The sequence below is a fragment of the Mycobacterium simulans genome (assembly GCF_900232995.1).
Taxonomy (GTDB): Bacteria; Actinomycetota; Actinomycetes; order Mycobacteriales; family Mycobacteriaceae; genus Mycobacterium; species Mycobacterium simulans.
Genome location: NZ_OCVX01000003.1, coordinates 2,327,790 through 2,343,074 on the forward strand (window position 1 = coordinate 2,327,790; position 15,285 = coordinate 2,343,074).

General features: G+C 63.8%; 16 protein-coding genes. 3 read left to right on the plus strand and 13 right to left on the minus strand.

The window, feature by feature from the left end; all coding sequences use genetic code 11:
• Positions 1 to 4: 4 nt before the first annotated feature.
• The 4 genes from MSIMFI_RS11280 to MSIMFI_RS11295 all read right to left on the minus strand — a co-directional run bounded on the left by MSIMFI_RS11280 (position 5) and on the right by MSIMFI_RS11295 (position 4,372).
• Positions 5 to 1,210, minus strand: coding sequence for a cytochrome P450 (locus MSIMFI_RS11280; protein ID WP_191497262.1), 1,206 nt, complete (start codon positions 1,208 to 1,210; stop codon positions 5 to 7).
• Positions 1,211 to 1,316: 106 nt separating this feature from the next.
• Entirely contained in the window at positions 1,317 to 1,718 is a 402-nt protein-coding gene (locus MSIMFI_RS11285; protein ID WP_191497263.1) for an NAD-binding protein, read from the minus strand.
• Positions 1,718 to 2,614, minus strand: a complete 897-nt coding sequence (locus tag MSIMFI_RS11290; protein WP_191497264.1) for an alpha/beta hydrolase — start codon at positions 2,612 to 2,614, stop codon at positions 1,718 to 1,720. The genes MSIMFI_RS11285 and MSIMFI_RS11290 overlap by 1 nt, the downstream gene beginning before the upstream one ends.
• A gap of 102 nt (positions 2,615 to 2,716) precedes the next feature.
• A complete protein-coding gene (locus MSIMFI_RS11295; RefSeq protein WP_191497265.1) occupies positions 2,717 to 4,372 on the minus strand; it encodes a thiolase C-terminal domain-containing protein in 1,656 nt (551 codons plus the stop codon).
• Positions 4,373 to 4,467: 95 nt separating this feature from the next.
• Between MSIMFI_RS11295 and MSIMFI_RS11300 the strand changes: the two genes are divergently transcribed.
• The gene (locus MSIMFI_RS11300) at positions 4,468 to 5,244 is read left to right on the plus strand and encodes an enoyl-CoA hydratase/isomerase family protein (RefSeq protein WP_191498140.1); all 777 of its coding nucleotides are present in this window, start codon (positions 4,468 to 4,470) and stop codon (positions 5,242 to 5,244) included.
• A gap of 87 nt (positions 5,245 to 5,331) precedes the next feature.
• Positions 5,332 to 6,627 (plus strand): acyl-CoA dehydrogenase family protein, encoded by a 1,296-nt coding sequence (locus MSIMFI_RS11305; protein WP_191497266.1) that lies wholly within the window; start codon positions 5,332 to 5,334, stop codon positions 6,625 to 6,627.
• Here MSIMFI_RS11305 and MSIMFI_RS11310 read toward each other — a convergent pair.
• From MSIMFI_RS11310 to MSIMFI_RS11325, 4 genes are read right to left on the minus strand one after another with little or no spacing between them, the layout of a single operon-like run.
• Positions 6,624 to 7,595 (minus strand): phosphotransferase family protein, encoded by a 972-nt coding sequence (locus MSIMFI_RS11310; RefSeq protein WP_191497267.1) that lies wholly within the window; start codon positions 7,593 to 7,595, stop codon positions 6,624 to 6,626. The genes MSIMFI_RS11305 and MSIMFI_RS11310 overlap by 4 nt on opposite strands.
• The gene (locus MSIMFI_RS11315; RefSeq protein WP_191498141.1) at positions 7,583 to 8,338 is read right to left on the minus strand and encodes an SDR family NAD(P)-dependent oxidoreductase; all 756 of its coding nucleotides are present in this window, start codon (positions 8,336 to 8,338) and stop codon (positions 7,583 to 7,585) included. The genes MSIMFI_RS11310 and MSIMFI_RS11315 overlap by 13 nt, the downstream gene beginning before the upstream one ends.
• A gap of 26 nt (positions 8,339 to 8,364) precedes the next feature.
• Positions 8,365 to 8,667, minus strand: coding sequence for a ferredoxin (locus tag MSIMFI_RS11320; protein WP_191497268.1), 303 nt, complete (start codon positions 8,665 to 8,667; stop codon positions 8,365 to 8,367).
• Positions 8,664 to 9,971: an NADH-ubiquinone oxidoreductase-F iron-sulfur binding region domain-containing protein gene (locus MSIMFI_RS11325; protein WP_191497269.1), complete on the minus strand. Its 1,308-nt coding sequence runs from the start codon at positions 9,969 to 9,971 to the stop codon at positions 8,664 to 8,666. The genes MSIMFI_RS11320 and MSIMFI_RS11325 overlap by 4 nt, the downstream gene beginning before the upstream one ends.
• A 37-nt stretch (positions 9,972 to 10,008) precedes the next feature.
• Between MSIMFI_RS11325 and MSIMFI_RS11330 the strand changes: the two genes are divergently transcribed.
• Complete coding sequence (locus tag MSIMFI_RS11330; RefSeq protein ID WP_191497270.1) at positions 10,009 to 10,464, plus strand: hypothetical protein; 456 nt, start codon at positions 10,009 to 10,011, stop codon at positions 10,462 to 10,464.
• Positions 10,465 to 10,478: 14 nt separating this feature from the next.
• Here MSIMFI_RS11330 and MSIMFI_RS11335 read toward each other — a convergent pair whose 3' ends face one another.
• The 5 genes from MSIMFI_RS11335 to MSIMFI_RS11355 all read right to left on the minus strand — a co-directional run bounded on the left by MSIMFI_RS11335 (position 10,479) and on the right by MSIMFI_RS11355 (position 15,160).
• Complete coding sequence (locus MSIMFI_RS11335; RefSeq protein WP_191497271.1) at positions 10,479 to 11,348, minus strand: alpha/beta fold hydrolase; 870 nt, start codon at positions 11,346 to 11,348, stop codon at positions 10,479 to 10,481.
• Positions 11,345 to 11,737: a Rieske (2Fe-2S) protein gene (locus tag MSIMFI_RS11340; protein WP_186244670.1), complete on the minus strand. Its 393-nt coding sequence runs from the start codon at positions 11,735 to 11,737 to the stop codon at positions 11,345 to 11,347. Before MSIMFI_RS11340 ends, MSIMFI_RS11335 begins: the two co-directional genes overlap by 4 nt.
• The gene (locus MSIMFI_RS11345) at positions 11,738 to 12,883 is read right to left on the minus strand and encodes an amidohydrolase family protein (protein WP_191497272.1); all 1,146 of its coding nucleotides are present in this window, start codon (positions 12,881 to 12,883) and stop codon (positions 11,738 to 11,740) included.
• A 33-nt stretch (positions 12,884 to 12,916) separates the two neighbouring features.
• Positions 12,917 to 14,008 (minus strand): amidohydrolase family protein, encoded by a 1,092-nt coding sequence (locus MSIMFI_RS11350; RefSeq protein ID WP_191497273.1) that lies wholly within the window; start codon positions 14,006 to 14,008, stop codon positions 12,917 to 12,919.
• A gap of 255 nt (positions 14,009 to 14,263) precedes the next feature.
• Positions 14,264 to 15,160: an aminoglycoside phosphotransferase family protein gene (locus MSIMFI_RS11355; protein ID WP_191498142.1), complete on the minus strand. Its 897-nt coding sequence runs from the start codon at positions 15,158 to 15,160 to the stop codon at positions 14,264 to 14,266.
• Positions 15,161 to 15,285: the final 125 nt, after the last annotated feature.

The following is a 15,285-nucleotide window of genomic DNA, read 5'->3' on the forward strand; positions in this document are numbered from 1 at the left end:
ACTCTCATGGCAGAACCTTGACCGGTACGTTCTTCCAGCCCGCAACGTTTTGCATATGAACGCGATTGCAGCCCGCCCAGTCCACCTCGTAGTGCGGCATGAAGTCGAGCAGCTTCTCCAAGGCGATCGCGCTTTCCATGCGGGCCAGCGCCGCGCCGAGGCAACTGTGAATTCCGTAACCAAATCCGAGGTTCAGCGCCTCGTGTCGGTCGCGGTCGATGTCGAAGTTGTCGGGGTCCGTCCACGCTTCGGGGTCGCGGTTGGCCGCGGCGTTGATCAGGAACACCGGCTTCATGGCCGGAATCGTAACGCCATGCAGCTCTATATCTTTGGTCGAACAACGAACCTGATATTGGGACGGCGCCTCATACCGTAGTAGCTCTTCGACGGCCGCGGGAATCTTGCTGCGGTCGTCGAGTAGCTTCTGCCACTGCTCGGGGAACCGCGCGAACACCACCGGCGCGTTGCCGACGAGCTTGGTCACGGTCTCGGCCCCGGCGCCGCCCAATAGGGTTGCAAATCCGGCGATTTCGATGTCGTCCAGCTTGGTCTTCCCGCCGTCCTCACGTTCAATCTCGGCGTTGATCAGCTTGGTGAACAGGTCGTCGCGCGGCTCGGCTCGGCGCTGCTGTAGGAGTTCGTAATACAACATCCCGGTTTCGATGTTGGCTTGCATGCCACGCTCGCCGACCTCGACCTGTCCGGGTTCGCGGTGCAGCGACTCGTCGATCAGGTGGCGCACCCGTTGGGCGTGCTCCTCCGGCACGCCCAGCATTGTCGTGATCACCTCGACGGGAAACGGACCGGAGAAGTCATGCACCACATCGAACCGATCGGGATTGGCGTTGCCGAGGTACTTGTCGATCTTGGCGGCAACCATCTGCTTCTGCGATTGGATAGCGCGCGGTGTGAAGACTCTGTTGAGCAAGCTGCGCATGTGCCGGTGGTCAGGGGGATCCATAAAAATGATCGACCGTTGCTCCGTCGGCTTTCCGGTCCGCACCATCGACAGGTCAATGCCGTAGGCCGACGAATACTGTTCGAAATCCTTCAGCCCCGCGGCCACGTCCTCATGGCGGGTCAACGCATAGAAGTCGTATTCCTCGCTGTAGTAGACCGGCGTCTCCTCCTGCATGCGCCGATACGTATCCCATGCGCCATTGAAGAAGTCCTCGGAAAACGGATCGAAGACGACCTTCGGTTTGGTCATTGCGCATCCTCCTCGACGGTGACCTAAGGGCTGGGACTGGCACCAACAGAATGCCTCACTGTAGTGCTAACGGTAGTGGCTTCGTGGCGAGCGGAAAAGGGCTCGATCATCGGGGGTGTTCCATCAGAGTCAGGGCGGCATCGGCGGCAGCCAGAACCGCCCCACCGCGAGCCGCGGCCGCCTCGGCGAGGTCGACGACCAATCGCACGTCCTTTCGCAGCAGTCCTCCGGCAACGCGGGCCAGCCGGTCCAGGTTGCCGGTATCGCCTATGGCGTTGAGCGCGAAGCTGTTACCGCTGCTGCGGGCGACGACTTCGGTGAGGCGCTGCGGGGAGACGCCGAGAGCCTTTCCTAGCGAAAGAGCGGTCGCCGCGGTTCCCAGATTGGCGGCGAACGGCTCGAGGGTTGCTGGCCTGCGTGCCCACAGCGTCGTCGGATGGCCGGCCTCGACGATCCGCCGCGCCATGGGGCCGCCCTGACTGCCCAACCCGATGAAGCCGACCCGCATCAACCGGCCTCCAAATCTTCGGTCGCTGAGCCTGCCGCCGCACATTCCTCGACGAAGGCAAAGACGTTGCGGTGGTAGTCGGCCGCGGTGTGTCCGAGGCTGAGATTGTGGCCGGCGTCTGGTTCCAGGTTGCTGACGAAACGTGTTGTTGCGGAGAACATATCGGTGATTTCGGCCAGTGCGGTCGCGTCGGCACGATATACGTTGTCGTGCTCACCGACGCTGAAGCGAACCGGGACCTGCACCCCGGGCGCCAACGCCGGAAAGTCCTGGTGCGGCCAGTTCAACGCCATGGCGCGTTCGTAGTGCGGCGCCGTCGAAGAATTCGTGATCCCTCGCGGGATGTCGGCTGGATACAGCCGCATCGGTTCCCACAGCAGCTCCCGCACCCCGGGTGGGCGATCCTGTAGGGCGGCTGCTTTCATGACTTCCTTGGCGGCGGGTTGATATCGCCTTCCGGTACCGCCCAATTCGAGGCCGAGTAGGTCGACGCCCCGTGGGCTGGCCGCCATGCGCACTGCCAGCTCGCAGCCGCCCGAATGACCCATCACAAACAACCCGGCCCCCTGCGGCCGCTGGTCGAGGATGCGTTCGACGGCGCCGAACGCAAGATCGACGCGTTGCTCCGGCCGTTGCATCGCCTCCGGGTACGGTGCCGAGCTGCCGTAGCCGGGCCGGTCGAGCGCGATGACGGTGAACCCGAGTGTGGCGCCCAACCGCAGCAACGACAAATGCGGATGTCCAGGGCAGTCAAAGTAGACCGCCGTGGTGCCGCCGCCGTGGATGGCCAGGACGACGGCTTTGGGGTTTTCGGGGGACTCGGCCTCCGCAACTAGGCCAGACATCGGCACGCCATCGACGATCACCACCCTGGGGCGAACTGCCGCGGCGCTCATGCGCCGCTCCTCCTCATCGCTTCGCTCTGCATCGTCGCCGGCGCGGCGCTCATGCGCCGCTCCTCCTCATCGCTTCGCTCTGCATCGTCGCCGGCGCGGTGCTCATGCGTCGGCCCTGAGCAAGAGCACGCCGCTGGGAGTGAGGCCGCCGCTGCTGACCACACCGACCCGGGCATCGGCGACCTGGCGTGCGCCGGCCTCACCGCGCAATTGGCTGACGGCTTCATGCAGCAGACCCATGCCGTGGGTGCGGCCGTGCGAGAGCTGGCCGCCATGGGTATTCAGGGGCAACAGACCGTCGCGGGCAATGTTCTTGCCGCCGTCCAGAAACTCCTTGGCCTCGCCGATCCCGCAGAACCCCAGCGCCTCGATCCAGGACAGGCAGTTCATGGTGAACCCGTCATAAAGCTCGGCGACGTCGACGTCTGCGGGCCGAAGCGAGGTACGCGTCCACACGTGCGCTGCCTGGCCCAGCACCTGCGGTTCATGAGTGAGAGTGCTTTGGTCCCAATCGATTCGCTCGATGATCTGTGTTCCCACCGCCTCCACCAGCACCGGTGGTTTGGCCAGGTCGCGGGCGGCGTCGACCGCAGAGACGACGACGGCTATGGCGCCGTCGCACGGCACGTCGCAGTCGTAGAGGCCGAAAGGTGTTGTGATGGGCCGCGCGTTCAGATAGTCATCCATGGTCATCGGTGACCGATAGACCGCGGTCGGGTTGAGTTCGGCATTGGAGCGCTGGTTCAACGCGATCCAGCCCAGCGTCTCTTTCGTCGTGCCGTAACGATGAAAGTGCCGCTGCGCGTTGATCGCCAAGGTGTGCGCGGCGGACGTGGCGCCGAACGGGAACTGCCAACTGGTGGTGCGCCCCATGCTCGGCGTGATCTTGCCCTGCTTCATCAGCTCGTTGTAGGTGGCTTCCCACAGCGTCCGGAAACAGAGCACGTGACGAGCCAGACCGCCGGCGATCGCGAGCATCGCCGCGATCACAGATCCGCCCGGGCCGAAAGTCTCGATGCCGCCGTTGTGCCATGTCGGCCGGATGCCCAGCGCCGCCTCCAGCGCGGTCACGCCGCCCTCGCCGAACCCGCCGAGATTCCCGCCGCCGGGGTATGTCGACAGCCCGTCGATGTCGGCGAACGTCAGCCCCGCATCGGCAATCGCGGCCTCGCACGCCTGCACCGTCAGCGACAGCGGCGGAACCATCAACCGGCGGCCGATCGGTGACATGCCGATGCCGGTGAGCGCGACCTTATCCTCGAACTTCTCTGTGGTCAGCATGGGGCGCACGTATTCGCCAAAGCGCTCGGGGGCGATCTCGTCGTCGGGTAGGGGACCGGGCTGGGTATCCGGGATCGACCGAAACAGGGGCAGCCACACGTCCTCGATCTGCTCGAAGACGACCTCCATCGGCTGACCGAGTTGGAGCTGCTCGGGATCGTTCTCCACGATGTTGGTGGTCAGCCGGACTCGCGGGTCTTCGACGATCGCCACCTGCGCGATGACATAGGGCGCCGGCATCCCGGGCAGGCTGAAGCGATGGTTCACCGTGAATCCCGCCAGGGTCGCCTTGCCCGAAACGGCCCGAACTCCGATTTTGCGGGACCGGCAGTAGCGGCACACCGGGGCGGGCGGATGAATGAGCGCTTTGCATGCCCTGCATTCCTGAAAGCGCAACTTGCCGTCGGCACCCGAGGTCCAGAAAAACTCGTTCTCATCGGTGACCAGGGGCAGCGGGCGTCCGGGTGCTGCTGACACGTCACCTCCGGGAGTCGAGCATTCGGTGGTACGACCATTATGCGAAACCGAGAATTACGTTATCATCCTTGAGCAGGGACGAGCAGGGGTCTGATGTGACGGAAACGTTGGTCCAGGAGACGCCGCGTCCTGGTGTTGTGGTGATCCGGCTCAACCGCCCGGAGCGGCTGAACGCAATAAATGACGCAATGCTGGCGGAGTTCCACCGAACGTTCGCCGCGCTGGCCGCTGACACTTCGGTGCATGTCCTAGTTGTCACCGGTGCGGGCCGCGGATTCTGTTCTGGCATAGATGTGCACAACTTTGGGACCGGCATGCTGGAGGCCACCGATCCGGCCATTGAGCGATTGCGTTTCCAGGAGGCTATGGCGGCGGTGCCACAGGCGATCCGAGACCTGCCGCAGCCGGTTATCGCCGCGGTCAACGGGCCCTGCGTTGGTGCTGGACTGTCTTTGTGTCTGGCCGCGGACATCCGGATTTGCTCGACGGCTGCGACATTCGGCAACGCCGCGGTCCTGTTGGGCCTATCAGGCGCGGAGATGGGCATGAGCTACCACCTGCCCCGCGTCGTGGGAACCAGCGTCGCCGCGGACTGGATGCTGACCGGCCGCACCGTGTCCGCCGAGGAGGCCGACCGCCGCGGACTGATAAGCCAACTTGTAGAACCCGAGCGGCTTATCGACTGCGCGCTCGAGTTGGCCGGGCGCATCGCCGATCTCGCGCCGCTTGGCGTTCAGTTGACAAAGCGTGCGCTGCAAGTGAATACGGACGCCGCGGGGTTTGCTCCGGCGATCGAACTGGAGAACCGCAACCAGGTGATTAGTCATGCGACCGAGGAGGCCGCCGCGCTTCGTCAGAAGTGGTCGCAATGAGTTCGAGTCAGCGCCGAAACCGCGCTCACGGCGCGATTTCTGGAAAAAACGCGATCTGAGTGCAGGCTCGATGCAGAGAGGACCATTATGGCGTGGGACTTTTCCACGGACCCTGAGTGGGCGGCGCAGCTGGCGTGGGTCGACGACTTTGTGCGCAGCGAATGCGAGCCCGTCGATCTCCTCGTCAAGGAATCCCATGACCTCGGTGACCCGGTCCGCCAGGCGCTGATCCCGCCGCTGCAGAAAATCGTGAAAGAGCGCGGCCTGTGGGCTACGCATCTCGGCCCGCATCTGGGTGGGCCCGGGTACGGGCAGTTGAAACTGGCGTTGCTCAATGAAATCCTCGGCCGATCCGAATGCGCACCCATTGTTTTCGGTTCTCAGGCACCCGATTCGGGCAACAGTGAAATCCTCGCCCACTACGGAACCCCCGAACTCAAGAAGCGCTATCTGGAACCGCTGCTGGATAACCGGATTGTGTCGTGCTTCTCGATGACAGAACCCCAAGGTGGCTCCGACCCAAAGGTATTCACGACGACGGCCGCGCAAGACTGCGACCACTGGATCATCAACGGCGAGAAATGGTTTTCCTCCTTTGCGTCGCTGGCGTCGTTCCTGATCGTCATGGCCGTAACGGATCCGGAAGCCGCGCCCTACGAGCGGCATTCGATGTTCGTGGTTCCCGCGGAGACGCCGGGGATCAACGTCGTGCGCGAAGTGGGCCTGGGTTATCAGCCAATCGGCGGTGGGCGCGAGTGCTATGTGCGGTACGAGAACGTCCGGGTTCCGGCCGACCACATGCTCGGCCCGCGGGGCGGGGCCTTTGTGGTGGCCCAAACTCGGCTCGGCGGCGGGCGCATCCACCACGCCATGCGCACCGTGGGCTTGGCTCGTCGAATCTTCGGCATGCTGTGCGAGCGGGCGGTTTCCCGGCGTACCCAAGGCGAGATGCTCGGCGATAAGCAGCTGGTGCAGGAGATGATCGCCGATTCGTGGATGGAGATCGAGGCATTCCGCCTGCTAACGCTGCAGACCGCGTGGAAGATCGACCAGCACAACGACTACAAAGCCGTCCGTGCCGACATCTCGGCGGTCAAGGCGATGATGCAGAAGGTCCTGCACGACGTGTCGGCACGCGCGTTGCAGGTGCACGGTTCGCTGGGCACCACCCACGAGATGCCATTCGTCCAGCATCTGGTGGAGTCGTTTGTGCTCGGGCTGGCCGACGGTCCGACCGAGGTGCACAAGACCACACTGGCCCGGCTGCTCCTCAAAGACCGCAAGGCCGCTCCGGACATGTTTCCATCCGAGCACCTGTTGCGGCTGCGGCAGGCCGCGGAGGCTAAGTACGCCGCACGGCTTGCCGGTATTCCGCGCTCCTAGCCGAGCAATGCCGTCGCGCGGGAGAGCAAGTGGGGCAGTACTTTCGACATCGCTTCCACCCCTGCGTCGGGCCGGGCGCGCCGACGGTTGTGCTTGACGATCAGCGACCAGGTCGCCACCGACTTGAAGCAGGCCAGCGCCTGAAACCAGTCGAGATAGGGCATGGCATGTCCGACCGAATCGCGGTATATCGATGCCAGTTCGGCTGGACTCGGCGTTGCGCCAACGTACGGCGTGACACGTCGATACGTTTGCGGATCGCTATTGATGAGAAACCATCCGGCGTCGATACGCGGGTCACCCACGGACCAAATCTCCCAGTCGATAACCCCGGTAATACTGTCATCGACGGCGAGCAGATTGCCAAGCCGAAAGTCCCCGTGGACGACGGCCGGGGACAACGGGGACGGCACCGAAGCGCGCAGCGCGATGCCGACGTCCGACCATCCCGGCGTCAGCGCTTGATCCACCGTCTCCAATGCTTGACACCAGCGGTCGATTTCAGCCTCGGCGGTAGTCACCGGTTCGGTTTCCAGCCCGATGGCGGCGGGTGGGATCCGGTGCAGCTGGGCCATTATGGCCGCGGCGCGCCGAAACCGCTCGGCCACAATGGGTTTCTTGTCACCCGCGTAGTCGAGATCGAACAGCGGCTCTAGCGAACTCCCATCGACCCAGGACATCACGAACAGCGGGGGCTCTTCGGGCGGGTTGCCCGCGTCCTCCCACAACACTGCCGGGACGGGCACCGGCGTGGGACCGAGTGCCTTGATGATGCGGCACTGACGCAACACATCTCGATGCCGAGTCGGTGCCAGTCCGGGTGGGGCGACCTTCACCACTACGCGCGCTCCCGCCAGCTGCCCGGCGTAGGTGAGGCTCGATGCGCCGCCGGTCAGCGGGCGCAGACCCTCGATGTGGGGAAGTCGGCTGCACATCTGATTGAGGGAAAGTTCGGTCAGCTCAACCATCCAAGTTCACGCAGGAAGGGTTGCGTGTGAGCGATCCGTCCGGTCATCGATTTCGGGTCACAGGTGCACAGTTCAAGCGCCGTCTGCGTGATCAGCTCGATACCCTCGGTGTCGGTCTTGGCCAGATCGAGGGTGCCCGCGCCGGGTGTGGCGACCGGATTTGACGGGGCGGCGGCGTTGACGGCTATGCCGTCGTCATACAGTTCCGCTGCAAGGCTTTTCGTGAGCCGATTCAGTGCGGCCTTGACCGTGCCGTATATCCCGAATCCCGCGCTGCGGTCGAACTCGGCAAAAGGCGGACCGTCGGGAAGATCTCCGCCGACCGAGGTCACATTCACTACCCAGCCGCGACGACGCTCCCGCATCGCCGGTACTGCCAGCTGGGTGAGGTGTAGCGGCGCGAGCACATGCATCTCCATCATGAGGCGCACCCGCCGTTCGGGGAACTCATCGAGCGGCCGCAAGAACGTGACGGCCGCGTTGTTGACGAGGATGTCCGGTGCGCCGATACGGTCGACGACCGCGGCGAAAAGCCGTTCCCGTTCCTCGGGTTTGGAGAGGTCCGCCTGCACCGCAATCGCCGAACCGCCGCTGGACGTGATCTCGGCAAGTGTCTGTTGCAGGGATCCCAGGTATTTGGGATCGGGCTCCATGGTGCGGGCGGTGAGGGCGACGGTGGCGCCCTCGTCGGCCAATCTCTGGGCGATCGCCTTGCCCAGACCCCTGCTGCTTCCGGTCACCATGGCAACGAGCCCGGCGCACCGTTTGGTCAACGCGTGAACCCCCACTGCGCTTCGTTCGACTCGGTTTTGACGTTCTCGGCGGGATCTTCGGAGCTGGCGGGGGTGCTCGGCTGGGCAGACTGGCGGGGCCGTCGGTCACCCATCTCGGTAATGGCGTGCACCGGGCAGTCCAGCAGGGCCCGCATGACCGCGTCGCGGTCTTCGTCCGGGACGGTGCCGTCCCCAACCAGGGACGCGTATCCCCAGTCGTCGAGCGAGAAGTAGCGGGGCGCGTGCTTGGCGCACACGCCGAAGCCATCGCACACGGTGCGGTCGAGGCGGATTTTCATACCTGCCCCACCGCCTCGGCCTCGTAGGGACGGTCGGCGCGAAATGCGCCACCCGTTCTGCTTAGGCAGTCCACGCACGCGCCGGCGAGATGGCGTGCCACTTCGTCGGGAAACTGGTTGAGCAGGCTGGCGGCGACGTTGGTGGCGGCGTCCAGTGTCGCGCACGCTCCGCGCCCGCGTAACACCACCGACCAGCGGCGCAGCCGATCGAGATCCTTCGTCGTCGCGACCGAATCGCGAAGCGCCCCAGCAACGGCCGCCATCGCCGCCGTGCCGTTAAAACACGATCCGCACTGCCCGGCGTTTTCGCGGTCGAAGTAGGCCAGCACCGACGCCGCCACCGCAACCGGGCAATCGTCGGTGATCACCGAAACGGCACCGCACCCTAGCCCGCTGCCGAACCGCCGCATCGTCTCATGGTCCAAGGTGGTATCCAGCACGGTCCGGTTGAGTAAGCCGGCGAAGTAGCCGCCCAGCAGCGCGCCACGCACCTGCTCTGACGAAATGCCGTGCAGAGCAAGCAGTTCGGTGAACGGCAACCCATGTGGCAGCTCGTAGAGCCCCGCCGCGCGTCCGGCGCCGGTGATAGTCGCCAGGAACGTACCGGGGGACAGCGTGGTGCCTTGCGAGCGGAACGCCGCGGAGCCGTGGCGTTGCAGGAAGGGCAGGGTGGCCAGGGTCTCGACATTGCTCACCAGCGTCGGGCGATCGCCGCCGCCCAACTCGAGGGGGCGCGGCGGCTTGTCGGTCGGCTTGGCCGGGCCGCCGTTGATTGCGCGAACGGCCGCGGTCTCCTCACCCGCCACATATCCCGGCTGCACCGTCCATAGGTCGACGCCGATGCCCAGGGAGCTGGAGTCGAGTTCGCTCAGCGCGGCTTCGACGCTGCGCGCGGATTCCTGGTCGGACACATAGACGTAGGCTCGCTCGGCGGCCACGATCGCCGCGGCCAAGCGCAGTCCGTCCAGAACCATGTGCGGCCGATTGCGCAGCAGCCAGCGGTCCTTGATCGAAGCCGGTTCTCCCTCTTCGCCATTGGCGACGACGCCGCAGCCGCCGGCGACCCGCCCATTGTCGTGCACCGAACGCAGTTTGATCGCCAGCGGAAAGCCGGCGCCGCCGCGGCCGAGCAGTCCACTGGTTTCGACTTCGTCAAGCAAGTCCTTGACGCTAGCCAACGGGTGGTAACCACCGAGCGCCCGATACGCCGCGAAGTCTTCCCGCCCGTGACCGGCCACGCCCAGTAGTCGGGGTGTGCACCCCGGCCACGCGGCGACGGTGAGGACTGGTGCCGTGGTCTCCATGGGCTATCCCGCGGTCCTAGCAGTTAGGCTAGCCGGCATGCGGACTGCGGTGGTGCGCGTCAACGTCGACCCGACCGGTGTGCTCACCCCGGCACAGTTACGCGAGGGCATGGCTGCGCTCCTTGGGCTCACCGGAGAAACTGGCGCCAACGTCGTCGAAAGCGACCGTGGCCGCGACGTGCAACTGCTCATCGAGTGTGACAATGCCGATGCGGCCAAGCAGGCCGCAATTGACTTGTGCAGCAACGCGTTCAATACCTCCCCGGTGGCCGGCGTGGTCACCTTCGTCAGCAGGGGAACTGACGACGATGCCCGCGGTGTGTTGTCCGCATTTGGGCTCAGCGGCGAGATTGTCCGCGTTCCTGGCGACGATGGATTTGACGTCGTCTACGTGACGTTGCGCGAAGCCGACCTCGAACGCGTCCCGGAAAGCCGCATCCACACGGCGCTTGAGGCGTCGCTGAACTGCGAGGTCCACATTCGCACTGAGTAGTGCATGTTGAGTCATCATGAGTCCAGGAATTCCAGTATCGCCGGTGCCGCCTGCACCCAGGTGTCGAACATGTTGAAGTGCTTCACTTTGCCGGCTGCCCGCTCCTCCGCCGCTCGCTCCCACGCATCCTCGGGCCAGGGTGGGTCAATGAGCGATGATCCTTTGATCAAGCAGCTCACTTCTAGCGACGTGCGTTTGGGGTGATCCCAGTCGTTCTCACCGCCACGGATGATGAGGGTGGGCACCGTGATGCGTTCGAACATTTCGTCCTCGACGCCGGGGATGGTCTGACCAGGCTTCGACACAAATGCGTTGAGCCAGCGCAACATCACCTTGAGGAACTCGTCGCGGTCGAGGTCGAGGAATCGTTGCTTGTTGTTCGGGTTCTCCTCAATACGCTCGCGCCACTCGGGGACCTTGAGCAGTCCCTCGATTCCCGTTCCGCGCACCGCGAGGATGCTCGGCACCACATAGTAGGAACCCAACACGAACGTGCCGTAGATGCCGCCCACGATGTTCCAGACCACTAGCTTGGTGACCAGCTCTGGATAGAGCATGGTGGTCAGCATGGAATCCCTTGCTCCACCAGAGCCGCCGGCGAGGATGCACCGCTCGACACCAAGTGCGCTCAGCAGTCCGTGCAAGGTTTCGGCGCGCATGTGCGACTCGCTTTGCCCGTAGAACTGCACATCGGATGCGCCGCAATTTGGCCGGTCCCACAGCAGCACGCGGTAGCCGCCGTCAACGAGTGCCTCAGCCAGCGGACGCAGGCCGGGGACATCCTTGCTGAACCTGCCGCCCGGTGTCAGCACGATGAGATCGCCTGATTCGCCGAGGATTTCGTAGACGACGTTGCCGCCGTTCACCTCGATAACGGGTGTCATGCCATCACCAGCACGTCTTTACCAACCACCCGCACCGGATAGGTGCGAATGCTCCACTCCGGCTTGACCGCGGTGGTGCCGGTCGCCAACTCGAAACCCCATTGATGCCATGGGCAGTAGATGTACTCCAAATCGCGCACCATGACGGCGTCTCCAGCGGCGCTTTCGTCCACGATGGTGCGACCGCGGGCACGCCCGGAGCACAGCGGGCCGCCCTGGTGCGGACAGTAATTCGCGATCGCGTAAAACGTGCCGTTGACGTTGTAGACGCCAACGCCGTGGCGTCCGATCGGCACCAGCTTGTGTGTGCCGGGCGGAATTTCGTCCACTGTCGCGACGATATGCTCGCGGCCCTGGGCGAGGCGGGGTCGCGTAGTCTCCTTCGGCATTTAGAACACCCGGGTTTGACCCTCGAGGACCGGAACCGTCTCCGGCAGGTGATAGGTCGCGATGCCGTTCTTGAACATCACGGCTTCTCTCGCTGCCTTGGGAAGGTGCTTGACCAACCACCGCGGGTTGTCGAAAGTCCAATGCGGGTAGTCCGACGAGTAGAGCAGGATCTTGTCGCACTCCATCCACTCCAGCGCGCGAGTCAACTCGGTCTTGTCTTCCGGGTAGTCCAGCGGTTGCGTGGTGAACTTGATGTGTTCCTTGACGTACTCCGACGGCTTGCGCTTGATATCCATCCGGGACTTACGTGCTTCGTAAATCGCGTCCATACGCCACATCAGCGGCAGGATCCAGGTGAACGCGTGCTCGACGAACACGATCCGCAGGGTCGGGAACCGGTCGAAAACGCCATCGAAGATCAGGCTCATCACCTGGTTTGCGGCCAGCAGCGAGTACGTCACCATGAAGTCGTGGTTGTAGCTGGGGAAGCCGACCGGCGGTGTTGGCAACATCTCGTAATTGCTGCGCGACAGGTGACAGCTCACGGTGATGTCGTGCTTGGTGGCTGCCGCCCATACCGGGTCGTACTTCGGGTGGCCCCATGATGGCCGCGGCTCGGCCTTGATCAGAACCTGTGCCATATATGGGTGTCCGGCCCACTTTTCAATCTCGCGTGCGGCGCCGTCGGGATCTTCGACGGCCGCGCAGATCGATCCTCGCCAGCGCTGGTGCCAGTTGTTGTGGCTGTCCAGCCAGTGATTGGCCTGCCACTGGTTAAGTGCCGACGAGTACGCCTGGTGCGCTTCGCCCAGACGCGGCGTGCGACCGCCGGGCTCCAGGATTGCGATGTCCGAGCCAGCTTCCAGGATCGCCTGGCGGAACGCCATATCCGGGTCGCTGCCTGGGAATTCGCCGTCGGCTGGGAAGGTATCCACGCGCATCGCGAAGCTGTGCGCGTAGTCGGGGGCGTCGTAGTAGATCAGCTCGCCGACCTTGTGGTCGAGGAAGAACTTGCTACGCCACGGTTCTGGGATGTACTGGGTAATCTCGCCGCGCTTGGGCACCGGGTGGACATCTGAGTCGACGCACCGGACAGCTATGCGCTCGACGGCAGGAACACGTTCCTGCGTGTGTGTCAACGTCATCGTGATCTCCCTTGTTCACAGTCCATTCTGCGACTACCCACTTGCCAGGTCGACAGAAATGTCGATCCCGTAGAGCTGAGCCGCGTTACGCCAGCACACCTTCTCGCGCTGCTCGGTCGACAGCGCTCTGGGCAGTTTGCTGATATCACCGCACTGCCAGTGCGGATAGCTGGAGCCGTACATCACCATGTCGTCCTTGCCGGTGAAGCCGAACCACTCCCCGGCGAACTCGACGTCGCCGGGACCGTCCATTGCGCCCTGCACGAAATACACGTGGCCGGGCAAATAGTCACTGGGTATCCGCGGCGCCCAGGGTGTCTGTTCGAGGTGTGGCCGTCCAAAAACGTCCATCCGCCAGATGAATGGCGTCACGAAGTCCGCCGCGCCGTCGGCCCAGACGAACTTCAGCGTGGGAAACCGTTCAAATACTCCTTCGGCAATCATGTTCATGAGGTGGTACAGGTAGTTCAGCGCCATGAAGCTGACGTATTGCTCATACGTCAAGGTGTGCCCGGACGGCGTCGGGGGAAATCCGATGCCTTCACCCGACTCGATGTGTACCGCCACCGGCAGGTTCGCGGCGGCGGCTGCTTCCCATAGTGGCCAGAACTGGGGTTTGCCGTAGAGCTCGCGGGACTGCAGCGGGACGCCGATTTGGACCACCCGCGGATGCTCACGCCACTTCGCGACTTCGCGCAGCGCGCCAGCAATGTCGTCGGGGTTCACTCGGATGGTGCCGCGGAACCGGTCGCCGAGTTCGTCGTGTTCCAGCCAACGCGAAACCATCATCTCGTTGTGCGCGGCATGCAGTGCGCTGCCGAGGTGACGGTCCGGCATGATGCCGCGTCCCATCGGATGCAGGATCGCCACGTCGACGCCGCGCTTCGAAAACAGTTCATTGCCAACGAATTCCGGGTCCGAACCGGGGTAGCGGCGGTTTGGTCCCTCGGTGTTCGGCGCGTACTCGCTGCCCGGTGCTCCGTACCAATCCATCTCATAGTCGGGGAAGCCGCGGCTCTTGAACGGCTCCCGCAGGAAGGAGCGCAAGTCTTTGTTGGACGGAAAGAAGATGTGCACGCTGGCGTCGATGACTGGCGTACGCGTTCCGTCTGCATGTTCGATCACGACGGGGATCCTCCGGCGTTGGCAGCTATGGCGAGCCTCGCCCGATCAACTAATAGATCACCTGACATTTCCAGTCCGCCGATCAACGCTAAGCATTTCGGTTAACCATTTGTCCTGCTAGGCGCGGCTAGCGCCGGCACATTCGCAAGTGTTGTTCTTCAATAGGTATAATATCATTCTCCTACTCGTCAACCGATAGAGCTGATGACTGGTTCGCGACGCCGACCGGCACCTCGAGCGAGTAGCGGCGCGGGCTCAGGCCCGCATATCGGTGACGATGCGTTCAAGGGTGCGCCGGCAGCCCATGCTCATAGTTGGATTGGTTTCGACGTAGTACCAGACCGCGCCCATCGCCTGCTCGAAGGCCCAGGCTCGTCCCCGCTGCCATTCCGCGTCGTCGCAGCCGAGGTAGTCCCTAAGCAGATGGCGGCGTCTGGTGTCCAGGAGATGCCAGGCGCTCACCAAATCGAGTGCGGGATCGGCTGCTCGAAGGCCCCCGACATCGAGCACGCCAATAATGTGCCCGCCAGCCGTCAATATGTTCGGGGGAATGAGGTCGCCGTGGTTCATGAGGTCCGGGTTGTCGCCGCGGGGAATGCTGCACATCTCGGTCCAGATTGCTCGAAACGTAGCGACGTCGAGTAGGCCTTCACTACGGGTCAAGCATTCCTGCATCCATTCGTCGTGGGAGAGCAGGTCGCCGCCGCGCCCCTTGCCGTCATAGGCTCGCTGGCGCGTGTCTATTGCCCGCACGGCAGAGATGAACCTGCCCAAATCAATTGCGAACGTAGCGGATTCACGACAATTGTCGGCAGTCGCGGTATCACCGGGAAGCCAGGTGAAGATCGACCACGGCAGTGGGTAGCCGACACCAGGTTCACCGATGGCGATCGGTCGCGGTGTGGGGAATGGTGACCGGTTGAATAGTTCCTCGGCGGCTGCCGCCTCAAGCTGAAGTCGTTCGCGTGTGGTTGCCACGTCATCGGGTTCCAGCGAAAAGCGCGCCACCATCTGATCGCCAACGCGGAAGATCGCGTTTACCGTGCCCGGACTCTGTACAGCGTGAACACGCAGATGCCGCCATTGGGGGAACTGCTCAGCGACCAGCGTGCGAACCGTCAGGATTCGAACGGACAACTGGCCGGGATGCATCTGCACGATCCGCAGCGTTACACGCCCAGGCTTACCGGACAACTGGATTTCAGGGCCAGGATCCGACAATCTCGCTCCGAGAAGATGTTTGGTTCCTAGAGATTCAGGAGTGACCGGATTCTGTC

Coding starts and splice junctions, on each gene's coding strand:
- MSIMFI_RS11305 (WP_191497266.1), top strand. CDS start 5,332: ATGGCGTGGGACTTTTCCACGGACCCTGAGTGGGCGGCGCAGCTGGCG.
- MSIMFI_RS11345 (WP_191497272.1), bottom strand. CDS start 12,883: ATGACGTTGACACACACGCAGGAACGTGTTCCTGCCGTCGAGCGCATA.
- MSIMFI_RS11340 (WP_186244670.1), bottom strand. CDS start 11,737: ATGCCGAAGGAGACTACGCGACCCCGCCTCGCCCAGGGCCGCGAGCAT.
- MSIMFI_RS11285 (WP_191497263.1), bottom strand. CDS start 1,718: ATGCGGGTCGGCTTCATCGGGTTGGGCAGTCAGGGCGGCCCCATGGCG.
- MSIMFI_RS11355 (WP_191498142.1), bottom strand. CDS start 15,160: ATGCATCCCGGCCAGTTGTCCGTTCGAATCCTGACGGTTCGCACGCTG.
- MSIMFI_RS11320 (WP_191497268.1), bottom strand. CDS start 8,667: ATGAAAATCCGCCTCGACCGCACCGTGTGCGATGGCTTCGGCGTGTGC.
- MSIMFI_RS11330 (WP_191497270.1), top strand. CDS start 10,009: ATGCGGACTGCGGTGGTGCGCGTCAACGTCGACCCGACCGGTGTGCTC.
- MSIMFI_RS11280 (WP_191497262.1), bottom strand. CDS start 1,210: ATGACCAAACCGAAGGTCGTCTTCGATCCGTTTTCCGAGGACTTCTTC.
- MSIMFI_RS11325 (WP_191497269.1), bottom strand. CDS start 9,971: ATGGAGACCACGGCACCAGTCCTCACCGTCGCCGCGTGGCCGGGGTGC.
- MSIMFI_RS11310 (WP_191497267.1), bottom strand. CDS start 7,595: ATGGTTGAGCTGACCGAACTTTCCCTCAATCAGATGTGCAGCCGACTT.
- MSIMFI_RS11335 (WP_191497271.1), bottom strand. CDS start 11,348: ATGACACCCGTTATCGAGGTGAACGGCGGCAACGTCGTCTACGAAATC.
- MSIMFI_RS11315 (WP_191498141.1), bottom strand. CDS start 8,338: ATGGTGACCGGAAGCAGCAGGGGTCTGGGCAAGGCGATCGCCCAGAGA.
- MSIMFI_RS11290 (WP_191497264.1), bottom strand. CDS start 2,614: ATGAGCGCCGCGGCAGTTCGCCCCAGGGTGGTGATCGTCGATGGCGTG.